This is a genomic window from Paenibacillus sp. FSL R10-2796 (genome assembly GCF_037965315.1).
Taxonomy (GTDB): Bacteria; Bacillota; Bacilli; order Paenibacillales; family Paenibacillaceae; genus Paenibacillus_AQ; species Paenibacillus_AQ odorifer.
In genome coordinates, this window is sequence record NZ_CP150178.1 from 4,322,571 (window position 1) to 4,348,206 (window position 25,636).

At 44.7% G+C, this 25,636-nt stretch carries 23 protein-coding genes; 1 reads left to right on the top strand and 22 read right to left on the bottom strand.

Annotated elements, in window-relative coordinates; translation table 11 throughout:
- Window positions 1–32: 32 nt before the first annotated feature.
- The 12 genes from recA to sleB form a co-directional block, all read right to left on the bottom strand.
- On the bottom strand, window positions 33–1,097 hold the full coding sequence (gene recA, locus NST58_RS19520) for a recombinase RecA (RefSeq protein ID WP_076127879.1): 1,065 nt from the start codon (window positions 1,095–1,097) through the stop codon (window positions 33–35).
- A 300-nt stretch (window positions 1,098–1,397) separates the two neighbouring features.
- Entirely contained in the window at window positions 1,398–2,684 is a 1,287-nt protein-coding gene (locus NST58_RS19525) for a competence/damage-inducible protein A (protein ID WP_036688393.1), read from the bottom strand.
- 108 nt (window positions 2,685–2,792) lie between these two features.
- Window positions 2,793–3,380: a CDP-diacylglycerol--glycerol-3-phosphate 3-phosphatidyltransferase gene (gene pgsA, locus NST58_RS19530; RefSeq protein WP_036688397.1), complete on the bottom strand. Its 588-nt coding sequence runs from the start codon at window positions 3,378–3,380 to the stop codon at window positions 2,793–2,795.
- Window positions 3,381–3,535: 155 nt separating this feature from the next.
- Entirely contained in the window at window positions 3,536–4,027 is a 492-nt protein-coding gene (locus NST58_RS19535; protein WP_076127877.1) for a YajQ family cyclic di-GMP-binding protein, read from the bottom strand.
- Window positions 4,028–4,237: 210 nt separating this feature from the next.
- Window positions 4,238–4,399: a hypothetical protein gene (locus tag NST58_RS19540; RefSeq protein ID WP_169744781.1), complete on the bottom strand. Its 162-nt coding sequence runs from the start codon at window positions 4,397–4,399 to the stop codon at window positions 4,238–4,240.
- Window positions 4,400–4,478: 79 nt separating this feature from the next.
- Complete coding sequence (locus tag NST58_RS19545; protein WP_076179903.1) at window positions 4,479–5,411, bottom strand: RodZ domain-containing protein; 933 nt, start codon at window positions 5,409–5,411, stop codon at window positions 4,479–4,481.
- Between the two features lie 93 nt (window positions 5,412–5,504).
- Window positions 5,505–6,272 (bottom strand): DUF3388 domain-containing protein, encoded by a 768-nt coding sequence (locus tag NST58_RS19550; protein ID WP_339243908.1) that lies wholly within the window; start codon window positions 6,270–6,272, stop codon window positions 5,505–5,507.
- A 177-nt stretch (window positions 6,273–6,449) separates the two neighbouring features.
- Window positions 6,450–6,713: a DUF3243 domain-containing protein gene (locus tag NST58_RS19555; RefSeq protein ID WP_036688409.1), complete on the bottom strand. Its 264-nt coding sequence runs from the start codon at window positions 6,711–6,713 to the stop codon at window positions 6,450–6,452.
- Window positions 6,714–6,850: 137 nt separating this feature from the next.
- A complete protein-coding gene (gene fabG, locus NST58_RS19560) occupies window positions 6,851–7,618 on the bottom strand; it encodes a 3-oxoacyl-ACP reductase FabG (protein ID WP_036688412.1) in 768 nt (255 codons plus the stop codon).
- Window positions 7,619–8,899 carry a pitrilysin family protein gene (locus tag NST58_RS19565; protein WP_339243910.1) on the bottom strand — a complete coding sequence of 427 codons (1,281 nt, stop codon included), beginning with the start codon at window positions 8,897–8,899 and terminating at the stop codon, window positions 7,619–7,621.
- Between the two features lie 2 nt (window positions 8,900–8,901).
- Complete coding sequence (locus NST58_RS19570; RefSeq protein WP_248548863.1) at window positions 8,902–10,140, bottom strand: pitrilysin family protein; 1,239 nt, start codon at window positions 10,138–10,140, stop codon at window positions 8,902–8,904.
- 176 nt (window positions 10,141–10,316) lie between these two features.
- Window positions 10,317–11,183 (bottom strand): spore cortex-lytic enzyme, encoded by an 867-nt coding sequence (sleB, locus tag NST58_RS19575; protein WP_036688421.1) that lies wholly within the window; start codon window positions 11,181–11,183, stop codon window positions 10,317–10,319.
- A gap of 172 nt (window positions 11,184–11,355) precedes the next feature.
- Between sleB and NST58_RS19580 the strand changes: the two genes are divergently transcribed.
- Window positions 11,356–13,320 carry an AraC family transcriptional regulator gene (locus tag NST58_RS19580; protein WP_339243912.1) on the top strand — a complete coding sequence of 655 codons (1,965 nt, stop codon included), beginning with the start codon at window positions 11,356–11,358 and terminating at the stop codon, window positions 13,318–13,320.
- An 89-nt stretch (window positions 13,321–13,409) separates the two neighbouring features.
- Here NST58_RS19580 and NST58_RS19585 read toward each other — a convergent pair whose 3' ends face one another.
- From NST58_RS19585 to NST58_RS19630, 10 genes are all read right to left on the bottom strand, one after another.
- Window positions 13,410–16,064 (bottom strand): DNA translocase FtsK 4TM domain-containing protein, encoded by a 2,655-nt coding sequence (locus NST58_RS19585; protein ID WP_339243913.1) that lies wholly within the window; start codon window positions 16,062–16,064, stop codon window positions 13,410–13,412.
- A 78-nt stretch (window positions 16,065–16,142) separates the two neighbouring features.
- Window positions 16,143–16,355 (bottom strand): YlzJ-like family protein, encoded by a 213-nt coding sequence (locus tag NST58_RS19590; RefSeq protein WP_076127863.1) that lies wholly within the window; start codon window positions 16,353–16,355, stop codon window positions 16,143–16,145.
- On the bottom strand, window positions 16,352–17,119 hold the full coding sequence (locus NST58_RS19595; protein ID WP_076136428.1) for an ATP-dependent Clp protease proteolytic subunit: 768 nt from the start codon (window positions 17,117–17,119) through the stop codon (window positions 16,352–16,354). Before NST58_RS19595 ends, NST58_RS19590 begins: the two co-directional genes overlap by 4 nt.
- A gap of 203 nt (window positions 17,120–17,322) precedes the next feature.
- Complete coding sequence (locus NST58_RS19600; protein ID WP_076127859.1) at window positions 17,323–19,002, bottom strand: ribonuclease J; 1,680 nt, start codon at window positions 19,000–19,002, stop codon at window positions 17,323–17,325.
- 510 nt (window positions 19,003–19,512) lie between these two features.
- Window positions 19,513–20,388: a 4-hydroxy-tetrahydrodipicolinate synthase gene (gene dapA, locus NST58_RS19605; protein WP_339187540.1), complete on the bottom strand. Its 876-nt coding sequence runs from the start codon at window positions 20,386–20,388 to the stop codon at window positions 19,513–19,515.
- Between the two features lie 16 nt (window positions 20,389–20,404).
- On the bottom strand, window positions 20,405–21,628 hold the full coding sequence (dapG, locus tag NST58_RS19610) for an aspartate kinase (RefSeq protein ID WP_036688442.1): 1,224 nt from the start codon (window positions 21,626–21,628) through the stop codon (window positions 20,405–20,407).
- Window positions 21,629–21,888: 260 nt separating this feature from the next.
- Complete coding sequence (locus tag NST58_RS19615) at window positions 21,889–22,485, bottom strand: dipicolinate synthase subunit B (protein ID WP_036688443.1); 597 nt, start codon at window positions 22,483–22,485, stop codon at window positions 21,889–21,891.
- Window position 22,486: 1 nt separating this feature from the next.
- A complete protein-coding gene (gene dpsA, locus NST58_RS19620; RefSeq protein WP_339243915.1) occupies window positions 22,487–23,383 on the bottom strand; it encodes a dipicolinate synthase subunit DpsA in 897 nt (298 codons plus the stop codon).
- Window positions 23,384–23,920: 537 nt separating this feature from the next.
- Window positions 23,921–24,367, bottom strand: a complete 447-nt coding sequence (dut, locus tag NST58_RS19625; RefSeq protein WP_172628834.1) for a dUTP diphosphatase — start codon at window positions 24,365–24,367, stop codon at window positions 23,921–23,923.
- A complete protein-coding gene (locus tag NST58_RS19630; protein ID WP_036688449.1) occupies window positions 24,342–25,610 on the bottom strand; it encodes a pitrilysin family protein in 1,269 nt (422 codons plus the stop codon). Before NST58_RS19630 ends, dut begins: the two co-directional genes overlap by 26 nt.
- Window positions 25,611–25,636: the final 26 nt, after the last annotated feature.

A 25,636-nucleotide genomic window follows, 5' to 3' on the forward strand; every position in this document is an offset into this window, starting at 1 on the left:
ATCAATCACAGGGCGTCCTATTGCTTAATATACTATTCGATTTCGAGAAGCAATTTCTCTTCTTCTTCTTGCTCTGCAATAATATCTTCATTCTTCGGCGCAGCAACAATAGTGGATAAATTACTTGCTTCACGGATCTTATTCTCAATAATAAGGGCAATATCCTGATGTTCCTTCAAAAACTGTTTAGCATTCTCACGTCCTTGACCGAGACGCTCGCCTTCGTAGGAATACCATGCACCACTCTTATTCACGATATCCATTTCAGTACCGATATCTACAAGACTCCCCTCTTTGGAAATCCCTTCACCGTACATAATATCAACATCAGCCTGTTTAAAAGGAGGGGCTACTTTATTCTTCACAATCTTGATCTTAGTACGGTTACCAACCACATCGTTCCCCATCTTGATGCTCTCTACGCGACGTACATCTAAACGTACAGAAGAGTAGAATTTCAATGCACGACCACCCGGAGTTGTCTCAGGGTTACCGAACATAACACCGATCTTCTCACGAAGCTGGTTGATAAAGATAGCGATCGTATTGGATTTGCTAATGGCACCAGAAAGCTTACGAAGTGCTTGAGACATCAAGCGAGCCTGCAATCCGACGTGGGAATCACCCATATCGCCTTCAATTTCAGCCTTAGGTACCAAAGCAGCAACGGAGTCAACGACAATAATATCAACGGCTCCACTACGAACGAGTGCTTCGGCGATTTCCAGCGCTTGTTCACCCGTGTCTGGCTGAGAAAGCAGCAACTCATCGATATTTACGCCCAAGTTACGTGCATATTTCGGATCAAGCGCATGCTCGGCATCGATAAATGCAGCTTGTCCGCCTTGTCTTTGCACTTCTGCAATAGCATGAAGAGCAACTGTTGTTTTACCTGAAGATTCCGGTCCATATACTTCAATAATACGTCCCTTTGGAAGTCCGCCTATACCTAACGCAATATCAAGTGCCAAAGATCCGCTAGGTACAACTTCCACTTGCATATGCGTGGATTCTCCCAGTTTCATTACCGAACCTTTACCAAATTGTTTTTCTATTTGACGAAGCGCCATATCAAGCGCTGCACGACGATCTGACAATCAGACCACTTCCTTCACTGTTTATAGTAATATAATAACGTGTTTTTAAGGTCTTGCCAAGCTTTTTTTCGAACATACATTCGTTTTTTTTGTCTTGGGCGTTATTTATCCCTTTTATTGTAAGCCTCCCTCCGGAGATAGAAGTTAATTAAATTCCCCACTTCACCGGACATCAACGACTTATGATCATGAGTAGTCATCGTAATCAAAATCTCTGCAAATATACAAAAAACCGCAGCAAAGAAATCTCAGTGCCACGGTTCTTCCGTATGTGTTTATTATAACTGGGCTAATCTCCCATTACAAGTCTGAACCCTCAAGAGGTGTCTCCACCTTGCGTTCCTCAAGTCTCCGCCACAGACGATACAGCAGAGCCTTTACAGTACGCAACCGGATATTTTCCCGTGTACCTTTAAGATTAAGCTCATAGACCTCTGTCTTACGTCCCCGTTCAGCCAAGCCGATAAATACAAGTCCAACAGGCTTGCGCTCAGAATAACCCGGTCCAGCCACACCCGTAACAGATAAGCCGAAATCGCTGTCTGCAATCATTCTCACTTGGTCAGCCAACACCTCGGCAACTTCTCGACTTACGGCTCCAGGAGCATTGGGTCCCTCCAAATAAGCACTTGGCACATTCAGTAGCTTTTTCTTTAGGTCATTCGAATAGCAGACGATTCCGCCGGCAAACATCGATGCACTGCCTGGAATATTTGTTATGCTCTCCATCAGCAAACCTCCGGTGCAGCTCTCTGCCGCACTTAAGGTCAGGCCGGCATCCGCCATCCAATCCACAATCAATTGCTCCAGCGGCACATCAATGTTCGCATACAAATGTTCCGGCAAAATCTCCTTGATTTGTTGTTCCAGTATCTCCAGCTTTTTTGTAGCTTCATGCTCAGAAGGGGCCTTTGTCGAAATACGAACAGTTACCTCTCCCTCTTTGGCATACGGAGCAATCGTTGGATCAGTCTGACTGCGAATCAGTTCGATGAGCTTGTCCTCCAGCAGTGATTCTCCGATGCCGGCAAATTTGAGCATTTTTGAATAAAGCGGTGTTTCGTTCGTCAAAGCGTGCTGCTGTAGCCACGGTACTGCTTTATCAACGAACATCGGTTTCATCTCACGAGGTGGACCTGGAAGCACAATATAATATTTCTTCTCATGCTCAAAAGCAATCCCAACCGCAAGACCGATTTCATTCGGCAACGGTGTAGTTCCTTCAATTATAAGTGCCTGTTTGCGGTTATTTTCGGTCATAACGATCTTACGATCATCAAAGAAACGTTGTACATGATCCATCGCCAAACGATCAATATGGAGCGTTCTACCTAGCGATGCAGCCAGTGCGTCTTTAGTCAGATCATCCTCAGTGGGGCCAATTCCGCCCGTAAAGATAATAACGTCAGCCCGACTCTGAGCGATCTCGATGGCTTGCTGTAGGCGGCTGCTGTTATCACCGACAACGGTTTGAAAGTATACATCGATCCCGATGGCAGCTAGCTCGATAGACAAAAACTGGGCATTACTATTCACGATTTGACCGAGCAAAAGCTCTGTCCCTACTGCAATAATCTCCGCTTTCATACCTGGCTTTCGCCTCCTCGTTATAATGTAGGTACACTGCTTTTGGATTTCAAAAAAGGTAATAGGTGCTTCACCTATTACCTTTCCTTGTATATCCAGCTTACATGCTTACGCATTATGCAGCTGTAGCAGATCCTTATTCTTCACAAAATAATCAATTCCAGAATAAATAGTGATCAGCGCTGCGGCCCAAATAGCAATATCGTCTACAGGAATACTGACAAATTGAAATGGGAAATTATTCAACAACAGCAGTGAGATCGCAACAATTTGTACAACCGTCTTTATCTTGCCCCATTTGCTGGCGGCAACCACTTTTCCCTCTAGCAATGCAATCTGGCGAAGTCCGGTGACTGCAAACTCACGACTGATGATTACAATAGCAATCCATGAATCGCATCTGCCCAGCTCCACAAGTGAAATCAGAACTGCAGATACCAGCAGTTTGTCCGCAAGTGGATCAAGGAGTTTACCGAGATTGGTGACCATATTATATTTCCTAGCAATGTAGCCGTCTATTCCATCCGTGCTGGCCGCAAGCAAAAAGATTACAGCTGCTACCAAATGATTAACAGATAGCTGAAACGAGCCCCAATGTATCGGTTCTGGATAAAAACTGAAATCTACCAGTAAAAAAAACATCATAATCGGGATCAGGCAAATACGAGCTAGCGTGATGCGGTTGGGCAAATTCACTGAAGTTTTCCTCCCCTAAATCGTTCATACAAATTGCCTAAATCAGGCTAATCCATTTCTACTTAAGCAAGTATATTATAGCAATAAATAGGTGTCAAAAAAACAGAAAGCACCCCGCGTTGTTAGTGCTAATAAGCACTGCGGGGCACAAAATTCTATTTCATGTTCATGAATTGTAGATCCAGCGGCAAATCAGCTTTACGCAAGATCTGAATAATCTGCTGCAAATCGTCGCGGCTCTTACCGGTCACACGAATTTGATCCCCTTGGATCTGGCTCTTCACCTTTAATTTTGAATCACGGATCAGAATATTAATCTTTTTCGCATTCTCCTGATCAATGCCTTGCTTAAGCCCTAAACGTTGACGTACAGATCCCAGGGAGGCCGGTTCTACTTTACCGAAATCCAGATTTTTTAGGGTAATGCCTCTTTTCACCATCTTTGATTGTAAAATATCAATAACAGCGTTGAGCTTATATTCGTCTTCAGAGGCGATTATAAGTGCGTCTTTCTCCAGCTTCAGACTGCTTTTGCTGTTCTTAAAATCAAAGCGGTTGTCGATCTCTTTCTCTGTTTGGTGAATAGCATTCGTTAACTCCTGCATATCCATTTTGGATACAATATCAAATGAACATTCTGAACTCATTAAACTCCACGTCCTTTATACAATTAGTCTGCTACTATTATAAGAGAATGGTACTATTAAGTCTAATTTTGGATAAATCATTATGTAGCTCACCCGACATAGAAAACAGCCCCACTAAGTGGAGCTTTTCCTTCGAGTGAGTTTGGTTCAAAGGGTAGAAACACGTCTCCACCGGAAGTACGCCGTTGGAGACGTTCATTTCTACAGCTTCTATCTGCTTCGGACCGGATTACGAAACATATCCAGAATTCCTAGCACAATATGTGCAATACCGAATCCGAGAATTCCGTATCCCCAAGCACCTGGTGTCAAATAGTATCCGATGAGACTGACAACAACCCCAAGGCCAGCTACAATCCAGCTAACTGTCATAAGATGTACACCTCACTTTGGCTAAAACTGAAAACAGTCTTATGTTCTCCCTAAAGCCAAAGTCTATACATCCTATTTGTTATTCGCCTGTCCCGTCACTTTGGGTACCTTCACTTCCAGAACCGTCGTCAAGATTAAGCAGGAGACGTGAGGACGTCTTCTCATCCGTGATTACTTGACCATTTACGGTAATTTCAGTTGCTGGGGAATACCCAGACTTAATATACATGCCCTCACTACCAAGAACGAAGCTCATAGTTTCTCCTGCTGCAGTATTTCCGAAGGAGAGTTTTTCACCTTTAGAGTTTTCGCCTTTGTAAACTTCAAGCCAGCTTACTCCGGATGCAACAATCTCAACCTTAACTTCGCTTCCGGCAGGAGCTGTAACCTTAAATTTCGTTGTTTTGCCTGACTTCCCATCTGGTGTAACTGTGATCGATTGAGGAGACGGCGTTGGTGTCGGTGTTGGCGTAGGCTCCGTAGTTGGCTCAGTAGTTGCTTCTGCACCTGCCGAGGAAGTAGGCGCTACTACACCGCCTCCTGATGCGGGTGGAGATGTTTGTGCTGTATTAGGATCCTGCACATTATTGGTGATATTTGTTTGATCAACTTGATCAGGGTCTGCTTTGTTTAAACTAGAAGCATAAATGTAAATCACCACAATAATCAATATAGGGAATGTCCACATCAGCACCGTTGGCAGCCATTTTGCATTCCGTTCGGTTTCGGGTCTACGGCTGCGCTTTTGAATCACCGTCTCCATGGTCGTGTCTGCGGGTGGTGCAGGTACGTTCCCATGCTCCTCGAGCAGTTCGTCAGGACTCATGCCTACTGCTTCTGCATACGTTTTGATAAACGCCCTCACATAAAAACTTCCTGGAAGCACCTTGTAGTCTCCAGACTCGATGGCTTCCAAATACTTTTTGCGAATTTTTGTTACTTCCTGGACATCGTCAAGACTCATCCCTTTTTGCAGACGTGCCTCTTTCAATTGCCGGCCCAGTTCCGACATACCATCACCTCCTGTAAGTTCTATGAATGTAAACTTCCTTAACCAGCTTTATAAAAAAACATGCTCGGAAGTGTATTCTTCATCGTTTGTGTTCTATAAATCATCACTGTAGCTCGTCGTAAATGACTCGTACAAGATTTCTTCCGTTGGATTATTCCGCAGCTCAATAATAATATCAAAGTCTTCATAACTATACTCAGATTCGCGTACGAAAATATCTGGATGCTCAATAACCTTTGTGCTTGGCATGCTCATAACATTTTGCAATAAATTATAATGTTTCTCATTAGAGCGGATCGTACTAACTATACCATCAATTATAAATACATTATGTGGGTTCATCTCATCTTCAGCCAATTGACTGCGCACCGTCTGCCGCAATAATGTGGAGGAGACAAATGTCCAGCGTTTCATAGCACAGACACTGCCAGCTATAATGGATTCCGTCTTTCCTACACGGGGCATACCACGAAGTCCTATAACCTGATTCCCATCTTTTTTAAACAGTTCACCGAGAAAATCAACCAATAGACCTAGCTCATCGCGGGTGAAACGAAACGTCTTCCGATCATCTGAATCCCGTTCAATATATCGCCCATGGCGCACAGCCAGCTTGTCCACGAGCCTTGGAGACCGCAGAGCTGAAACTGTAATATTATCAACTTTTTTGAGCATTTCGCCCATCAGCATAATTTTCTCATCATCATTGGTCTCCAGCAACATTCCGCGAGTTTTTCCTTCAACTCCATTAATCGTCAGAATGTTAACTTCCAGCATCCCTAACATTGAAGCGATATCACCAAGCAGACCGGGTCTGTTCTTGTGAATCTTGTATTCCATATACCACTGTTTATATTCCACTTGTACACCTCATAGATTCCTTTTCCCTACCCTTTGCCAATACAGCAAAAAAAGCTGCCCCGGCAAAGCGGTCTTTTACACGGGTCATGTTAATGATATATAAAATAAAAATGAAAGGCAAGGTCAGTCCTGTAATAATTGCAGAAAAGCTCCCACAGGGGGAGCTTTTCCGCAAGCTTAGGCGTTGTCTTTCGCCAACTTGACCATGAGTTTAGCAATCGTTTGCTTTTCTTCATCGTTGCCGACATCCCATAGCTCTTTGATCGCACGGTTTTGAGTGTTTGCTGGATCCACTTTTTCATCAAGGAATTCCCCGATTTCAAAAGCCAGCTTTGAGATTGTGTCTTGACTCATCCCAAGTTTCTCCGCCTGTACAACCCGTTTACCTAGGAATTTCTTCCAGGTGTCAAAATTTTTGATTACGCTATCGTCTTGTGTCATCTTAAATCCTCCTTCATGTTTACGGTCAAACACCTGCATACAGGCTGTAAGCCGCCTTACGAGAGATTAAAAAACAACACTTATAATATGTCTCAGACGATAGATTCTTATGCTGGAGCTTTTCTCCAAGTTAAGCATTACGTAATCCAGCCACCGTTAGGGCTAATGATCTGCCCAGTAATATACCCGGATTCAGGCAATGCTAAAAAGTAAATCAGTGAGGAGATCTCGTTCGGTGTAGCCAAACGTCCCGCCGGAATCTCATCCTCCAGCATCCGGACCTCATCCTCCTGTAGGTTAGACAACATATTCGTATTAACCGCTCCTGGAGCTACCGCGTTCACAGTTACGCCAGAAGGTGCTAGTTCCTTGGCTAACGCCTTAGTAAAAGCATTTACTCCGCCTTTACTGGCTGAATAAGCGACCTCACAAGAGGCTCCCGATATTCCCCACACGGAAGAAACGTTGATGATTCGACCATAACGCTGGGATACCATGTACGGCATAAAAATCTGGCTGCACATAAAGGTCCCTTTCAAGTTAATGGCCATAATATCGTCCCATTCCTCTTCACTCACATCAGCCAGCATCCCATAATGAGATTTACCGGCATTGTTGACAAGAATATCCGGCTGCATTCCATTACTTTCAAGCTTCTCCGCCATTCGTACAATCTGACTGCGATCCTTCATATCCGCATTTACAGTCATTACCTTTGCTCCAAGGGCCATACAACGCCGAGCGACATCATTAGCAGCTTCATGTGAGTGCTTGTAGTGAATAACAATATTCATGCCTACAGAGGCAAACCGTTCTGCAATGGCGCCACCGATTCCCCCGCTGCCCCCTGTCACCAGAACTGTCATTTCTCCTAATGGTTTGTTGCTCTCTCCCAAAAGCGCCATTTAAGGACTCACCACTAGTGAAACAGCGAGCTGCTCCCAATTTACATGGGCATGTAAACGCTCATTCACTTCAGCTAAAGTAATCGATTCGTAAATAGGCAGAACTTCAAACAGGTCACCACCGCGGAATTGGTAACGTGTAAATTCATGTGCGATACTTTCAGGGGAGTTCAGCATGCGCAAATATCCGCCTATTTTCTTTTTCCGTGCCCGCTCGAAATCCTTCTCAGCAAAGCCAGACTTTAAGATCTGGTCCACTTCTTCTTTTATTCGTTTTAGCAGCAAATCCGGGTCCTTGGTATCTCCACCCATAGCTGAAAAAGCATATTGTTCTGAACTATTAAATTCATGGCCAAAGCTGTCTGAGATCAGTTCTTCATCATAGAGCTTTTGGTACAACGCTGTGCTGCTGCCAACCAGCAAATCAAGCATAAGCTTAGTGGCGAGATCACGCTTAAGCGCAGTTTCACCTGTAAGACCATCAACTTTTTCCTTAAATCCAAACATAATCTTAGGCATCGAAACAGCGAGTTTGCTTTCTAATCGCTTCGTAGCGACTTGTTCCGGCTCCTCTTCAAAAATACGCTTAATCTCACCTTGTTTACCATAAGATTTCCCCTGCTGATTGCTGCGAATCAACGAGAATACCTTCTCCGGATCCACACCACCCACTACGAACAACAGCATATTGCTGGGATGATAAAAAGAGTTGTAACAAGTGTACAGTGTTTCTTTCGTAATCGTACTAATCGACTCTATTGTTCCGGCAATATCAATCCGAACCGGATGTTTCGAATACATCGCCTCAATAAGGCCAAAGTACACGCGCCAGTCTGGATTATCTGCATACATATTGATTTCTTGACCAATGATCCCTTTTTCCTTTTCTACATTTTCATCCGTAAAATAAGGTCGTTGTACAAAATCAACGAGTGTACTAAGGTTGGTCTCTATGTTCTCTGTTGCCGAGAAAAGATAAACCGTCTGATCAAAACTTGTAAAGGCGTTAGCTGAAGCTCCATTTGAGGCAAAAGTGGCAAAAATATCGCCTTCTGGCTCTTCAAACATTTTGTGCTCCAAAAAGTGAGCTATACCATCAGGAACAGTGGTCTCTTCTCCACCTGCGACATGAAAATGGTTATCTACAGAACCATATTTAGTTGCAAATGTGGCGTAAGTTTTTTTGAATGTTGGTTTTGGCAATACATAAACCTGAAGCCCATTCTCCATCACCTCATGATAAAGGGTCTCTTGAAGTCTGTCGTATTGAATCTGTTCCATCTCTATTCCTCCTTCCCTGTCAAGAAATAAATCGTATCCAGCTGAAAGGTCTCCGCTGCAGCTTTTACTTCCCCTGCACCGATTTGTTCCACCTCTTCTAGCAGCTGATCCGCTGTCCGTTCTTTTCCTGACAACTGGCGGTTGAAGTCGTAAGAGATCATCTCAAAAGCAGAATCCGGAATCTCGGAAAGCTGATTGCGGATCATGGCTTTGGTCTGGCTTAACTCCAGATCACTGATATTGCCAGCTTTCATCTCTTCCAGTTGTTTCTCTATAATTTCAACAGCTTTGTTGTAATTTTGCGTTTCGATGCCTGATTGTATCGTTCCAATCCCCTTGTGACCGTCATAGCGTGAAGAAGCATAGTATGCAAGACTGGCTTTCTCCCGTACATTGACGAAGAGTTTGGAGTGCGGATATCCTCCTAATATTCCGTTGTACATAAGTGCGGACGCATATGTATCGTCCTTATACGTAATCGATGTGCGCAGACCCATGTTCAACTTGCCCTGACTGACATCCAGCTTCTCCTCTACCGTCCGCACCTCGCTGACGGATACTGGGACAAACTTGGAGCTATATAAGCCCACCTCCGACTGAATGCGTCCGAAGTGCTGCTGCACAAGCTTTTCAACTTCCTCAGTAGTCGTATCTCCCACAACATAGAGATCCAAAATAGCTCCATCCAGCCATGAGTTATAAGATTCGTACAAACTTTTTGGGGTAATCCGATCCAAATCTGCTCTTTGACCCAGTGGATGAAGACGATAGGGCTCGTTACGGCACATTTCTTCGATACAGCGTTCCGCAGCATAACGAATCTTATCATTTACGATAGATTCCAGCTTCTTGCGCACTGTTTCACGCTCTGTTGCAACATAGGAAGGACGGAAGCTTCCATCCTCCACCAACGGACGGGTCAGGACTTCTCCTAGGAAAGCAAAGGATTGTTCAAGTAAGCTCTCCTGACTCTGCACGAAGGAGTCATTAATGGTGTCCATGCGAAACTGAACAATCTGATAATCGCCTCTTTTATAAATATCAAAACCAAATCCAGCGCCATACAGCTCCTCCAAACGCTCACGGAATTGAGTAGTCTCTGGATAAGAAGCGGTACCTCTGCGGAGCACAAATGGAGCAAGTGCTGTAGGGGTGACCGTATCCTCATTAAGTGGGACGCCGGCATAAAGTGAGATGGCGTAGGTCTTGAACGCCTTGGTAGGCATCACGTGAATACGCATACCTGCAACGTTGCCATGCTGAAATACATTATTAGTCAAGTCCAAAACTCCTTTACCGCGTGGATAGTTGCTCATTAACATGTTTATGAATTAATAACCATTCTAAACCATTCCAAAGTAAGGAAGCAACCGGATGCCTCTTCCCGGTTGCTCTCTGGATTTACTTCTTTACTTATCTACATACAGAAAATATGCTGGCCGATAGTCTTGACCTGTGGACGAGTCCAAATCCATTTGGAGGTCGCCGTTTTAGGGTTGAAATAATACAAACATCCACCCGAAGGATCCCAGCCATTCAGCGCTTGCTGCACTGCTTTTCGTGCCTGCTCATTTGGCTCCAAATAAATCTGCCCGTCAGCTACAGCTGTAAAAGCCCCCGGCTGAAAAATAACGCCAGACGGCGTATTTGGAAAGCTCGGAGATTTTACCCGGTTCAAGATTACTGCAGCAACAGCAACTTGTCCTTCGAAAGGTTCACCTCTTGACTCACCATAGACGGCATTAGCCATAATTTTGAGATCATTTTCTGATAATCCCATCGTATTCCCTGAAGACAGAGACGCTGAATCCGAATTATTGGTTGTATTTGTTTTGTTACCGGTGTTGTTGTTTGCTGTATTATTTCCGGTTGCTGAAGCCGACTCTGTTGGCTTCCAGTTCTTAGTTGCGTTATACAATTTCAGCTTAGTCTTAGCGCCTACGATGCCATCAGACTTCATTCCAAACTTCCATTGAAACCACGTTACTGAATTTTTCGTTTTCGGACCAAACTGACTGTCTATTTTCCCTTCATAAAAGCCCAGATGTTTTAAACGTCCTTGCAACTCATAAACATCCTGACCAGAAGAACCGAGTTTAATCGGAGTCGTGCTGAAGGCAGGCAAGGCCTCTTCTTCAGGATGATTTAGTTCATGGACAAATGACGCAGCAGCACTTTGCTTGGTCTGTACTATGCCATTACCCTGGAGCAGCATTCCTGCAAACGGCGCGGCAGCAAGTGCAAGGGTTAAAGAAGCAAAGATCCACAACTTATGTTTCTTCATAGGGGTTCGCTCTACCTTTCTTTTGTGAGTTCTGCATGGATGGCTAAAGTTATTATGACGACTGTCAGGACATCCTATGCATTACTAAAAAAGAAGTAATAGCGTTTCATTGTAATTGAGAATAATTATCAACTATAATCGAAATAAGAAAACGTTGGAGTTGATATTAATCATGAATTTAAAGGACCACATTTTATTGTGGAACCACGCATTAATAGAAATTATTGATATACGCCATACTTTTCAACGATCAAGTGATCTGAATTCACATTATCAGCTGCCCTCAAGCGCATTCTTGTTGATCATAAACGGCAAGGCCGAAATACTGATTGACGAGGTCCCGCACGAGATCGGCAACTTTCATATCCTTCATGGTGGAAAAGGAATGAAAATTCAATTTTTACGCACGGAGGAACTACTGGAGTATTACTTAATTTTATATAAAGCAAACCTTTCACTCGCCTCACGCAACAATCTAAAAGCAATTATGGAACACAATAATCCCTTTAATCTTCAATATGGATTTACGCCTACTAGTCCACTGCCCTTATTTGATAAGATGGAGAACATGTTTACTGATTGGGGCAAAACAGGTCTTTTGGATCGGCTGCATGTTAAAACACTGTTTTATCAATGGATTTATGAGCTGCTTAGGCAGCTGCATACGTTGGGAACACAGTTAATACAACCTGATCCGCTAGATCAAGCAATTCGCTATATGCAGACTTATTATAAGGAAAACTTCTCTCTTGAAAAATTAGCTAAAGCGGTAAACAGCAGCCCTAGAACATTATCCAGATTATTCAGAACACGGCTGCAGACTAGCCCTGCTCAGTACTTAATCAGCATCCGCATGGAAAAATCGAAAATACTGCTCCTGAACACTGAGGCGAGCTTGCATGACATCGCAATTGCAGTAGGTTATCCTGATGGCTATTATCTAGGAAAAATGTTCAAAAAATATTACGGAACCTCCCCTGTCCGATACAAAAATAAATTGATCACCCAACCCAGTTGGCGTGATATGCCATCCCAAGGTGCGCAAACTGACATTGCCCGAACACAACCTCTCCGTTATATTGATTATGATAATCATTATCATTATAACGGAGAAGGGGAATTACCAATGTTTAGAAATGCCAAACCATCATTACTGCTCACCCTGTTATTATGCTTTACCATAGTGTTAAGCGCTTGTTCCACGGGAACCACAAATTCAAATGCGTCAAGCAATGGGACACCAACCCCCTCAGCAGAAACAAGTACAGGAGCAAATACAGACAAAGCTGCTGTCGAACAACAAACCCGGATAATTTCCACAGTTAAAGGAGACATTGCCGTTCCCACTAGTCCACAAAGAGTCGTAGTTCTTTATTTGCTCGGTGATGTACTGGCTCTAGGCATTAAACCTATAGGTGTATCCGATGTGTCCGAGGGTGCTGCATTTGAAGATGAGCTAAAAGATGTGCAAAAGCTTGGCACCTGGTTTGAGGCTAGCCCTGAAGCAATCCTTGCTCTAAATCCTGATCTTATCATCGTGCCGTCAGAGGAAACTTATGAAGCCCTCCACCAAATTGCACCAACAGTGTTAGTTCCGTATGAAAAAATGTCAACAGAAGAACGGGTGTCCTTTATTGGACAAGTCGTAGGCAAAGAAGATCAAGCAAAAGAATTATTTACTGATTTCCATAAAAAAGTTGAAGACAGCAAACAAAAGCTGCAAGAAGCTGGTATTCTGGATCACACAATATCCATCATGGAAGGTGGTAAAGACAACAGTATGGCTGTTGTGGCAAGCAAACAATTCGGACGTGGTTCGCAAATCATTTATGAATATTTAGGCATGAAGGCGCCGGAAATCATTCAACAGAAAATAGATACGGCGACTGGTGCGGATGGCGAATCCGTATCCTTTGAAGTCCTTGGCAAATACAGCGGTGACTATATCTTCCGCTCCTCTTATGATGGTATGGCTGATCTGACCCAAAACCCAATTTGGAACAATATCCCTGCCGTGAAAGAAGGCCGTTTGATGGAAATTGATTTTGGATTAGGTTATTACAGTGATATCTATTCTCTAAATGTGCAACTGGATTATATTGTTGAAGCTTTGCTTGCTGCACCAAGAGTCAAATAAGTACTCAGGATACAAAAAAGAGATGGTCCACTTCATAAAGTGGCCATCTCTTTTACTGTCTATTGAAGGTTTCGACGGGCTTGTCCAGCTTAGGAGCTGATCTTGTTATGCTGATATTGCTCAAGTGACACCAGCACCTCACGCGGCTTGCTGCCCTCGTAAGGACCGATGACTCCACGAGCCTCCATAGAGTCAATCAACCGGGCTGCACGGGTATAACCGACACGCATACGACGCTGTAGCAGCGACACTGAAGCCTGCTTAGCCTCCAGCACAATTTGTACGGCCTGCTCGTATAATTCATCCTGTGGCTCCTGATCCTCAGTGATTGTATCATCCACTTCAGGAACGATGGACTCATCGTATTCGGCTTCACCTTGACTGCTGACATATTGAACAATAGTCTCTACTTCTTGGTCGCTCATAAAAGCTCCCTGTACACGAATAGGTTTAGATGCGCCCATTGGCAAGAACAACATATCACCTCGGCCTAACAGCTTCTCTGCACCGGGCATATCCAAAATGGTACGTGAATCCACATTGGACGATACGCCAAAAGCGATCCGGGATGGAATATTAGCTTTAATTAAACCTGTGATTACATCTACTGAAGGGCGTTGTGTAGCGATAATTAAATGAATTCCAGCCGCCCGCGCCATTTGTGCAAGTCGGCAAATTGCATCCTCGACATCATTGGCTGCAACCATCATCAAATCAGCAAGCTCGTCCACAATAACAACGATATACGGGAGAATTGCCGCTGGATTCTCAGCCATTAGCTTATTATAACCTTCCATATTCCGTGTTCCCGATTTGGAGAATAGCTCGTAACGCTTCTCCATTTCCACAACAATCTTCTTCAAAGCAAGACTTGCCCGCTTGGGATCTGTGACAACCGGAGCCAGAAGATGGGGAATTCCGTTATACACATTCAGCTCTACCATCTTAGGATCGACCATGAGGAATTTAACTTCATCAGGTTTAGCTTTGTATAAGATGCTTGTTATAATCCCGTTGATGCAGACAGATTTACCGGAGCCTGTTGCACCGGCCACCAATAAATGGGGCATCTTAGCCAGATTGCCAATAATGGTCTGGCCGGAAATATCACGGCCAAAAGCAATCGATAATCTGGATTCAGCCTCCTGAAAAATCTGTGTTTCCATAACTTCGCGCATGGTAACAATAGACACCTCAGAGTTCGGAACTTCTATCCCAATTGCAGATTTACCCGGAATCGGCGCTTCCATCCGAATATCTTTGGCTGCAAGTGCAAGGGCAATGTCATCCGTCAGATTTACAATACGGCTAACCTTAACCCCAATATCCGGTTGTATCTCATACCTCGTAACCGCTGGGCCTCTTACTACCTCCAGCACCTTAGCCCGTACCCCAAAGCTTTCAAGTGTTGCTTCTAACTTACGGGCTGTCTGCATATAATCATTCTGATCTCCAGCTTTGCCACCATTGTTAGGTTTGGCTAGAAGACGGAACGATGGCAGCTTATATGGCTTCGGTGGAGGTGGTGCTGGAGGAGCAGGAATAATCTCTCCATCTGGAGAAGCACCTAGCAGGCCTTCCAAGTCTATGCTTACATTCTCCTCAGACTCATCCGCAGGCTGCTGCTTAACGGCATTAGGTCCGGCTACAGCAGGTTTAGCTGCTTCACCACGAGCTGCGGGTGAGAATTCACTCCACTCTTCCCGGTCTTCTTCGTTTAACCCTTCTGAACGGATATGTTCAAAGAAGTCACGAATAATAGGCGTCACAGGTTCAATATCCAGATCCGCATCATCAAAATCATGATCGATATCGTCTAATGGAATTACATGACTATCTGGAGTTAATCCCGAAATAATCGGACCGGTTGAAGCACTTGTCACAATTGGACCCTGATCGTCATCCTCAGAATCTGCTTCCACCTGTGAACGCGTGGAGCCTGAGAACCAGCCAGATATTTTTTTCAAAAGGACAGGTTGTTTGCGATTAGGCAAATACCGATCGTCTTCTTCCTCCTCGTCATCATAGACAGGCTGCTTCATCTGCCGAGCTTTAGCTGGAGCAGCTGCTCTAGAAGGTCTGGCCGCTACCGGAACCGCCTTCGGACGGTTTGCAGCATGGAGACGAATCCCCTCCACAAACTTAACCAAGCGCACTCGCAAAAGCGTAAAAATCTCCACATAGGACAAGTTGGTAATTAGCATAAAGCTGATCGCCAGCATGACGATCATAAGCAGCTTAGCGCCCAGACTACCAAAAAGCCATAACAGCGCTGCATACTCCAACCCGCCAATGTACCCTCCGCTTATATCCTTACCCAGCATATAGACATTGCTTTCGTTCGAGCCAGGTGAAAGTGATCCCGAAAGATCATTATGTATTTGTGTCATTACATTGCCAGGATGTAACAAAGACAACGGGCCAAGCTTCTGCTCCATTGCAGATATTGTGCTCATAAGGCACATAGACAATAGAAGCAGAAGCACGCCAGTATGCCTGCTGTTCCACGAGGAAGGCCATCTTCGATGGATCATCACCATAAGTCCATAAAAAATGCCGATAAGCGGCAACACAAAATAAAATCTCCCTAATAAGTAACCCGCCATACTTGAAAGTGAGCGCCCTACGGCTGCTTCACCAGACAGTGCAATGACGGAAATAGTTATTAATAAAATTCCATATATTTCATATTTTAAAACGCTGCCGAGCAGCGCTTTTTTCTTCTTCTTTTTTCGTTTAGCCACGCCAGCCACCCCCGGAACAACATTATACCATATAATGGCGTGGCGTACCTATGTTCTCTTTTGTCAGAAAATGAATCTTTATGTTAATGTAATTATCGAACCTGGAGAGAACGCCGGATCTAGATAACGGTTCAGCGGACAATCCAATAATCTCACAATCCGCGCACGTCCTTCCTCCATCGGTTCAACCTGCATCAGCATTCCCTGCACACTAACTTCTCGGGTTGCGGCATAATTGTTAAATGCCCCCTCCCACACCTGTTCCATTGCAACTACTGTGTACAGTGTCATTGCGTAATCCCTCCTGGAGTCGATGCTGAGAAATCCCCGCCGATCATTCGGTTAAGATGAGCAAGTGCCGCTCCGATCCCGCCGACCTCATCCATCAGACCATATTTAACGGCATCCAAGCCCCCCACAGCCGTCCCGATATCACGATTGAGCTCACCTGTCTTAAACATGAGATCACGGAACTGTTCTTCAGAAATACGCGAATGGGAAGTCACAAATTTAACGACACGTTCCTGCATTTTCTCCATATACTCGAAAGTTTGCGGCACTCCGATCACTAAACCATTCATTCGAATCGGATGAATCGTCATCGTTGCACTTTCAGCAATAATCGAATAAGTGGAGGAAACTGCAATCGGCACCCCGATGCTGTGCCCGCCTCCAATGACTACGGTTACCGTTGGCTTGGAGAGGGATGCAATCATTTCCGCAATTGCTAATCCCGCTTCTACATCTCCACCTACTGTATTTAAAATGATAAGCAGGCCTTTGATGTTTTTATTCTGCTCAGCTGCCACCAGCTGCGGAATGATATGCTCATACTTTGTTGTTTTGTTCTGTGGAGGCATAACAATATGTCCTTCAATCTGACCAATAATCGTTAAGCAAAAAATATCAGGCTCTCCACTTGGGACTACTGTTTGTCCAAGCTCCTTAATCGCTCCCATTGTAGTGGGCGGCATATTTTCATTAGGATTCGGATTAGTTTCTCCTGGGACAACTTCCTCATTTTTTGCTCCATTTGATCCTTCGATGTAGTTCATCTTCGCAGCTCTCCCTTGTTATATGCAGCTCTAGTCTGCTGTTGCCTTACTAACAATCCTTAGTATGACGTTTCAGGGTGCTGCATTATGCAAATTTCAGATTATGAACATACAAAAACCCCTTCTCCCGTGGAAACCGTCCAATATTTCCGGGGAAAAGGGGCTCAGCCCTAGCTATATATTCATTGAAGGAGAAACTCTCCTTACACTTCCATGATAATTGGCAAAATCATCGGTCTGCGGCGCGTTTGTTCATATAAGAAACGGCCCAGTGAATCTTTTACGCTTGTTTTAAGGGAAGCCCACTCATTTACTTTTTCACTCATCAGGCGTTGCAATGTACTGGATACAATTCGGTTAGCTTCGTCGAGCAGCCCTTCGGACTCCCGAACATAAACAAAACCACGTGAAATGATGTCAGGTCCAGAAACAATTGCACCATTCTGCTTGCTAAGTGTAACCACGACAACCAAGATACCATCTTGAGAAAGCAACTTACGGTCACGCAATACAATGTTACCAACATCGCCTACACCTAGTCCGTCAATCAATACGTTACCAGCTGTTACTTTGCCAGCCTTACGAGCGGCACCGCCTTGGATTTCAACAATTTCACCGATTTCAGTGATGAAAATGTTCTGTGGCTCTACGCCAACCGATTCTGCCAGCAAAGCATGTTTGCGCTGCATGCGGTATTCACCGTGGATCGGAATGAAGAATTTCGGTTTCATCAGGTTAAGCATAAGCTTAAGTTCTTCTTGACTACCGTGACCGGATACGTGAACGCCGGAGTTGGAACCGCTGTAAATCACATTAGCACCAAGACGGAACAATTCATCGATAGTACGGCCTACATACTTCTCATTACCTGGCACAGGTGTTGCCGCAATAATAACGGTATCGCCTGGCAGGATATCTACTTTACGATGACTAGAACGTGCCATACGTGTCAATGCAGACATTGGCTCGCCTTGGCTGCCTGTGCAAAGAACAACTACACGATTTGCTGCCATTCTATTCATTTCTTCCGGTTCGATCAGCATTCCGTCAGGTACGTTCAAATATCCAAGCTCTGAAGCGATGGATACAACGTTGACCATACTGCGGCCAATTACTGTAATCTTACGACCCGTAGATTCTGCTGCATTAACCACTTGTTGAATACGGTGCACATTGGAAGCAAAAGTTGCTACAACGACACGTTGCTCAGCCTTGCGGAAAATATCTTCCAGCACAATACCGACATTCTTCTCAGATGGGGTAAAGCCTGGTTTCTCAGCATTCGTACTATCCGACAAAAGAGCAAGTACGCCCTTTTGGCCAATCTCTGCCATCCGATGCAGATTTGCAAATTGACCGTTGACTGGGGTGTGGTCAAATTTGAAATCGCCCGTATGAACAACATTTCCTTCCGGAGTCTCAATGCATACACCCACGGAATCAGGAATACTGTGGTTGGTTCTAAAGAAAGTTACCTTAAGTGAGTTCCCCAATTGAATTTCTGAATCTTCGTTGATCAGAATCCGTTTGGTGTCACCCAGCAGGTTCGCTTCCTTCAATTTGTTCTCTACAAGACCTAAAGTCAATCTTGTTCCATAGACTGGAACATTCAAATTCTTCAGGACATAAGGTAGACCACCGATGTGATCCTCGTGTCCGTGAGTAAGCACAATACCTCTTACCTTGTCACGGTTCTCTGTCAAATACGAGATATCAGGAATTACGATGTCAATACCGAGCATATCCTCTTCCGGAAACTTGAGTCCCGAATCCACGACTACAATGTCAGCTCCGTATTGAATAACATACATGTTTTTCCCGATTTCTCCGACTCCGCCCAATGCGAAAATCGTCAATTTATCGTTGTTGTTTTTTTTGGACAAATGAATCTAACCCTCCTATGATGTTGGACGTCATACTTTTATTGGTAAATATCGAACTTCGATTATTTCAGCGGCGCTGAACACATTTCTTTCAAACAGCCAATAACTTCCAATCGACGAGGAAATTCCTGAAATCTGTAAAATGCGCAATGCGAAAGCTCCCGATTCCGGGCAGTAAAGTTCATATTGAAGCGGACAAACGCCGTCAAAATTCACCGTCGCGCCCCTCGCGCGAAGACATGTCATTTATTTAAACAGACTCATCTTGGGACCTATCCTGTCTCACAATGTATTACATTGACGGAAGATTACCGCATATTTAATTTTAACCGCACCCAGTCACTTAAGATCATTATACATGATTTTTTTGGCAAAAGACAAGTCATCCGCCTCGTATCCAAATTCTTTCCTTAAATTCGCCTCAATATTTCAGAAAAAAAATATAAATGCAAAAACCGGCTCCCTCAATAGAGTAGCCGGTTTAGAACGTACATCAGCAATGATTAATTCTTAGTGAAAAAGTGCTTCAATAAAAGCCGCTTCCGCTTCCGTTGGCGAAATAAGCGGCAATCTGACTCCGCCCACAGGGATCCCCTTGAGTCCTAAAGCATATTTTACAGCTGAAGGATTGGGCAGCGGTTGTGGGCATTCAAACATTCCTTTAAAAATCGGGAACAGCTGGCGATGAATCTCTCCAGCAAGCTGAACATTGCCGGAGGTATAAGCGTAAATCATTTCTGACATCTGCGCACCAACCACATGGCTAGATACACTTATAATTCCGTATCCACCGACAGCCAGACTGGGAAGACCTGAGGCATCATCACCCGTATATACACGGAAATCATCTGAACAAGCAGAGGCAATAAGTGTTACCTGATCTACAGACGCGCATTCTTTCGTAGCAACGATGTTCGGAATCTCAGCAAGCCGCAGGGTAGTGGCCACGCTCATACTTACACCTGTTCGACCTGGAACATTATATAGAATCACTGGTAATGAAGTCTCTGAAGCAATCGTGGAAAAATGCTGATAAAGACCTTCCTGATTCGGTTTATTATAATAAGGAACGACCAAAAGCACTCCATCTACGCCTATTTTCTCCGCTTCCTTCGTCAGATGAATGGAATGTTTCGTGTTATTGCTGCCAGTTCCAGCAATAACTTTACAACGTCCATTCGCCTTTTCCAGCACAAAAGAAAACAGCTGCAGCTTTTCCTCATCGCTTAACGTAGGCGATTCCCCTGTCGTTCCGCAGACAACCAAAGCCTCTGATTTCTGTACCTCAATTAAATAATCGACAAGCTGTGAAGTTACATCCCAGTTGATTTCTCCATCCCCATCAAAAGGGGTTACCATGGCTGTTATTAATCTTCCGAAATCCACTTTGAATTCCTCCTTGTCAGCGGTGCAATTCAAACATAGCATGCAGCGAACGCAGGGACTGCACCATATCTTCTTTTTTCACAAGCACCCATATCGTTGTATTCGAATCCGCGGATTGTAGAATTTGAATGTTTTGCGAGCTAAGCGCCTCAACAATGCGCGCCATAATACCAGGCACACCATTAATTCCGCCCCCGATAACAGAAACTTTGGCACAACCCGACAAACTCTTAGGTCGCAAACCCAGCTGCTGTAGAGCAGAAATAGCCTTCTCTGATTTGTCATCAAAAACCGTATAAAGAGCTTCCGTAGGTGTTACATTAATAAAATCAACGCTTATCCCGTTATCTGCCATACTCTTAAAGATTTGCAGCTGCACTCCGGTTCCGTTACCGTCCGGGCATTCCACAGAAATCTGTGTAACATTGCTGACATAAGCAATCCCTGTAACGAATCGATCCACAATTCCCCCTGCTTGGATATCGTTAAATCCTTCTGGATTCGTAACCAACGTACCTTCAGCTTCTGAAAAGGTTGAACGAACACGAACTGGGATCTGTGCCTGCATAGCAATCTCAACCGCACGTGGATGAATGACTTTTGCTCCCTGATGAGCCATATTGCAAATTTCAGTATAACTAACGTAAGTTAATGGCTTAGCATCTTCAACGATCCGTGGATCTGCTGTAAGAATCCCGTTAACATCCGTATAAATATCCACCATATCAGCATGAAGAGCAGCACCCAGTGCTGTAGCAGAGGTATCACTGCCGCCACGGCCTAAAGTTGTCAAATCACCCGCTTCAGTCTGGCCCTGGAACCCGGTAACAATAACCACCTTATCCTCACGCAGCTCACGGAGAATGCGTTCCGGACGTACATCCAGAATTCTGGCATTACCGTAGTTGCTGTCTGTCAGAAATCCTGCCTGAGCTCCCGTTAATACTGTAGAAGCGATGCCTTCATTCTCCAGCAGCCCACATAGAGTAGTAGCTGAAATAATTTCACCACAGCACATCAAGAGATCTTTTTCCCGGTCTGGAAGTGCATCTCCGTTCTGCACGGCCCAATCCAGCAAAGTGTCAGTTGCGTAAGGCTCTCCACGACGGCCCATAGCCGATACAACAATTACAAGGCTATAGCCACTAGCCAGCTCCCTTTTGACATTGCGGATTACGTGTTCTCTAGCTTGCGGTGTGGATAGCGATGTTCCTCCGAATTTTTGTACCAGAATACCCATGTATAATTCCCCCATTATTATCAAAGCAAACACACTAATCATTCGTGAAAAGATTACGGTACGTGAGCTTATTCGTTAAGTAAGTTGTTAAATGGCTGTACCGCCCTCGAACCTGAGGACGGTAGCAATACTGCTTATATTTTTTTGATAGCAATGAACTTAGCTGGTTCCACTACGTTATCTTGGCACTTCTCATTGCTCATTTGGTGCATCTCCCCTTTTATTGTCCACAACAAAATCAGCCGAGCTCTGTCAATTTTCTATGCTGAATGAAACCGTTCGATGATCATCGGCTGTAGTTGTTTACCTTGCAAAGCGGCATAGCAAGCTTCCGGGATAAGATCCATGCGTGCCACGAGCGAGTTAGGTTTACCCTCAGGGTTATCTTGACCGAATGGTACAAAATAAATATGTTTAGCCACCAGAAGCTTAGCAATATTCGCGGCATTTAGGCCCAATCCATCATTTGTAGATATCGCTAGAACTAGTGGACGTCCGTTGCGCATCTGCGATTTAGCTGCCATTAGCACGGGACTATCCGTCATGGCATTAGCCAGTTTACTCGTTGTATTTCCTGTGCAAGGTGCTATTGTCAGCACATCCAGCAGCTTGGAAGGACCCAGCGGCTCCGCTTCAACAATTGTAGAAATGATATCATTCCCTGTTATATCTTTCAACTGTTTTAACCAATTTTGCGATGTCCCAAAGCGGGTGTCTGTTCCTAGTACAGAGGCAGAAACTATAGGTACTACGTTTGCTCCCCCGTCTACGAAGCGCTGAATTTGTGGCATTACCTCAGCAAAAGTGCAATGAGATCCAGTGATCGCATACCCTACTGTTTTTCCGTGCCAATCCATTTTATTCCTCCCCCTTGATTAAAGCCTCGTCCGAAATCGACTGTACCAGCGCATTTGCCATAATAATCCCAGCGCTTTTTGGAGCTACAATGCCAGGGAGTCCTGGAGCCAGCATCGCCTTAATCCCACGTTTCTCAGCATAACGAAAGTCACAGCCGCCTGGTGCAGATGCCAGATCAATAATTACGCAATGCGGCGCAAGCCGCGAGAGCACCTGCGCGGTGATGATCATACTTGGTATCGTGTTAAATATAAGATCCACATCCGGTACGTGAAGCAGCAACTCATTGGTCATAAAAGGCTTCCAGCCCATTTCCTCAGCACGTGCATAATGTTCTTGTTTTCTGACACCAACCTTTACACTGGCCCCCAGTCCCTGTAGACTTCGAGCCATTGTAAATCCAGTTCTACCTAAACCCAGCACCATTGACTTCGAGCTGTGAATTGTAAAATCCGTGTTCTGAATGGCCATTACCAGCGCTCCCTCCGCTGTCGGGATAGAGTTGTAAATAGCCACATCATCACGATTAAGCAGTTCGATTAACTTCAGTGAGTACTGGGTACACATCCCGCGCAAGTAACTTTTAGCCATACCGGTATACACTAAACAATCGGATGGCAGCGCAGTGAAATGCTCCTCCAGAATCGTTAAACGCTCAGAAGAAAATAGAGCACTAATATTTCCTTCATCATCACAGCCTACCGTAGGCAACACTAATACATCTGCATTACTCAGCAGCTCTACCGTCAATTGTTCCAGGCTCACCCCTGGGCTAGGGGCCTCCCACTTATCGAACCCGGCAGCGCTTACCGTCGCATCCAATTCCACACATTTCCGAATCACTTCAAGCTGTCTCGCGTCCCCGCCCAGGAACACGATCCTGACGCCAGTAAGCATAGGGATGACGCTCCTTTCAACATACACTATCGACTATAAAGCATCTTATGCTGGGCATAGTTAATGGGTGAAGAGCGGAAATGAAATCCCCGGCACGCATGGCTGATGATGAACTAACGGGTTACGGGTTACGGCTGATGAGTTAAGGACCGAGATGCAACTATTTGTGTATTTTTTGCCTTTTAGGAGGAGTTTCGGACTGGAGAGCTCTAATTCGATGTAAATAGGTTCGATAACAGGTGTTATTGATCAAATAGTGACACTGGGGTCCGAAAACAGCCGAATTAAGCAGAATTGTTGTAAATAAGAGCACTGGGGTCCGATAGGGGCTTCGTCTTTACTTTGACGGTAGGGTTAGAGTAGTGGCAGAGCGCCAATGAAAATGCTGAGTTTATTCGATGGGGAAGTCGGGGTTAGTTGTATAACAATCGAAGAAATTAAAGTTTTGGATAATTAACTCTGCATAATAAAAAAAGCTCACGAATCATGCCTTGGGCATGAATTCGTAAGCTTTTTAAATGAATTGTAACAACAATCTTACTTGCCAGTATGGCCAAAGCCTCCGGCTCCGCGTTGAGTTTCGGACAACTCTTCCACTTCCACCAAATTAACCACTGGAACGGCTTGAAATACCATTTGGGCAATCCGCTCATTGCGAGCGATAGCAAAAGGCTCCTGCCCCAGATTGATCAAGAGCACTTTGATCTCTCCGCGGTAATCGGCGTCTATAGTTCCAGGTGTATTCAAGCAGGTAATCCCGTGCTTCAAGGCCAGTCCACTACGCGGACGGATCTGCGCTTCAAGCCCCTCTGGCATAGCCAGTGAAATCCCTGTTGGAATTAATGCCCGCTCTCCTGGTGCAAGTACAATTTCACCCGCAACGGCAGCATAAAGATCATAACCGGAAGCTTGCTCCGACATTTTACAAGGAAGATTTACATCCTCGTTTCCAGCAAGTTTATTGATTTGTACGTAATAAGACAAGATCATCTCTCCTAACATTTGCAATAGCTTTATCTGATGAGCCTACCATCGCTAAAGAAAGCGGCTCCGCGAACATATGGTCCAGCACACTGTTGATATTGTCCATCGTCACTAGCTGAATTTTGGCGATCATATCGTCCAATGTATTATGTCTTCCGAGCATAAGTTCATTTTTTCCGATACGGTTCATTCGGCTGCTAGTGCTTTCGAGACTAAGAATGAGGCTGCCTTTAAGCTGCTCCTTACCTTTTCTCAGCTCATCTTCACTGAGGCCGTTGGTAGCAAGTTCGTACATCATTTCCTTGATTAACTCCATGACATCCTTTGTTTGCTTGGGCGCTGTTCCAGCATAGACCGTAAACAGACCAGAATCTGCCTGGGAGCTGTGATAGGAATACACCGAATAAGCTAATCCGCGCTTTTCACGAATTTCCTGGAACATGCGGGAGCTCATCCCTCCGCCTACGGCATTATTAATCAGCACCATAGCATACTGCAAGGGATCGCCAGAACGGACACCTGGTAAGGAAAGACAGATGTGATTCTGCTCTGTTTTCTTGCGGTGAAATAAGAGCTCTCCATAGTAATCTGGTGGAGTCAGCGGCGCACTTGTACCATGATTATCAAAAGAACCAAAATGCTGTTCCAGCAGTTCAATCAATCCATCACTAATGTTGCCGGCAACGCTTATAACCGTATTCTCAATCGTGTATTGTTCCTTCATATACGCCCGAAGATCATCCGGCTTCATTTCCATTAGCCGTTCCTTCAAGCCAAGGATGGAATACGCAAGCGGATGGTCCTTGTAGGCAGCAGCACACATCAAATCATGCACAAGATCATCCGGCGTGTCCTCGCACATGGAAATTTCCTCAAGGATGACATTTTTTTCTTTCTCCAGCTCTTCAGCGTCCATCCGTGAACGGAAGAACATATCCGCTAACACATCTACAGCGATAGGCAGATGCTCATCCAATACTTTAGCATAATAACATGTATATTCCTTTGAGGTAAACGCATTTACATTGCCGCCGATGGCGTCAAACTGCTCAGCAATATCCTTGGCGCTGTACCGATCCGTACCTTTAAAAAGCATATGTTCTACAAAATGGGATATCCCGTTGTTTCCAGGATGTTCATTCCGAGAGCCTGTCTTTACCCAGATTCCGAAAGAAACGGACCGGCCGGTCGGGATTTTCTCCATTACCACTCGTAAACCATTGGATAACACTATTTTTTCCACTTCAAGTCCTCCTGGCTAATAGCCAT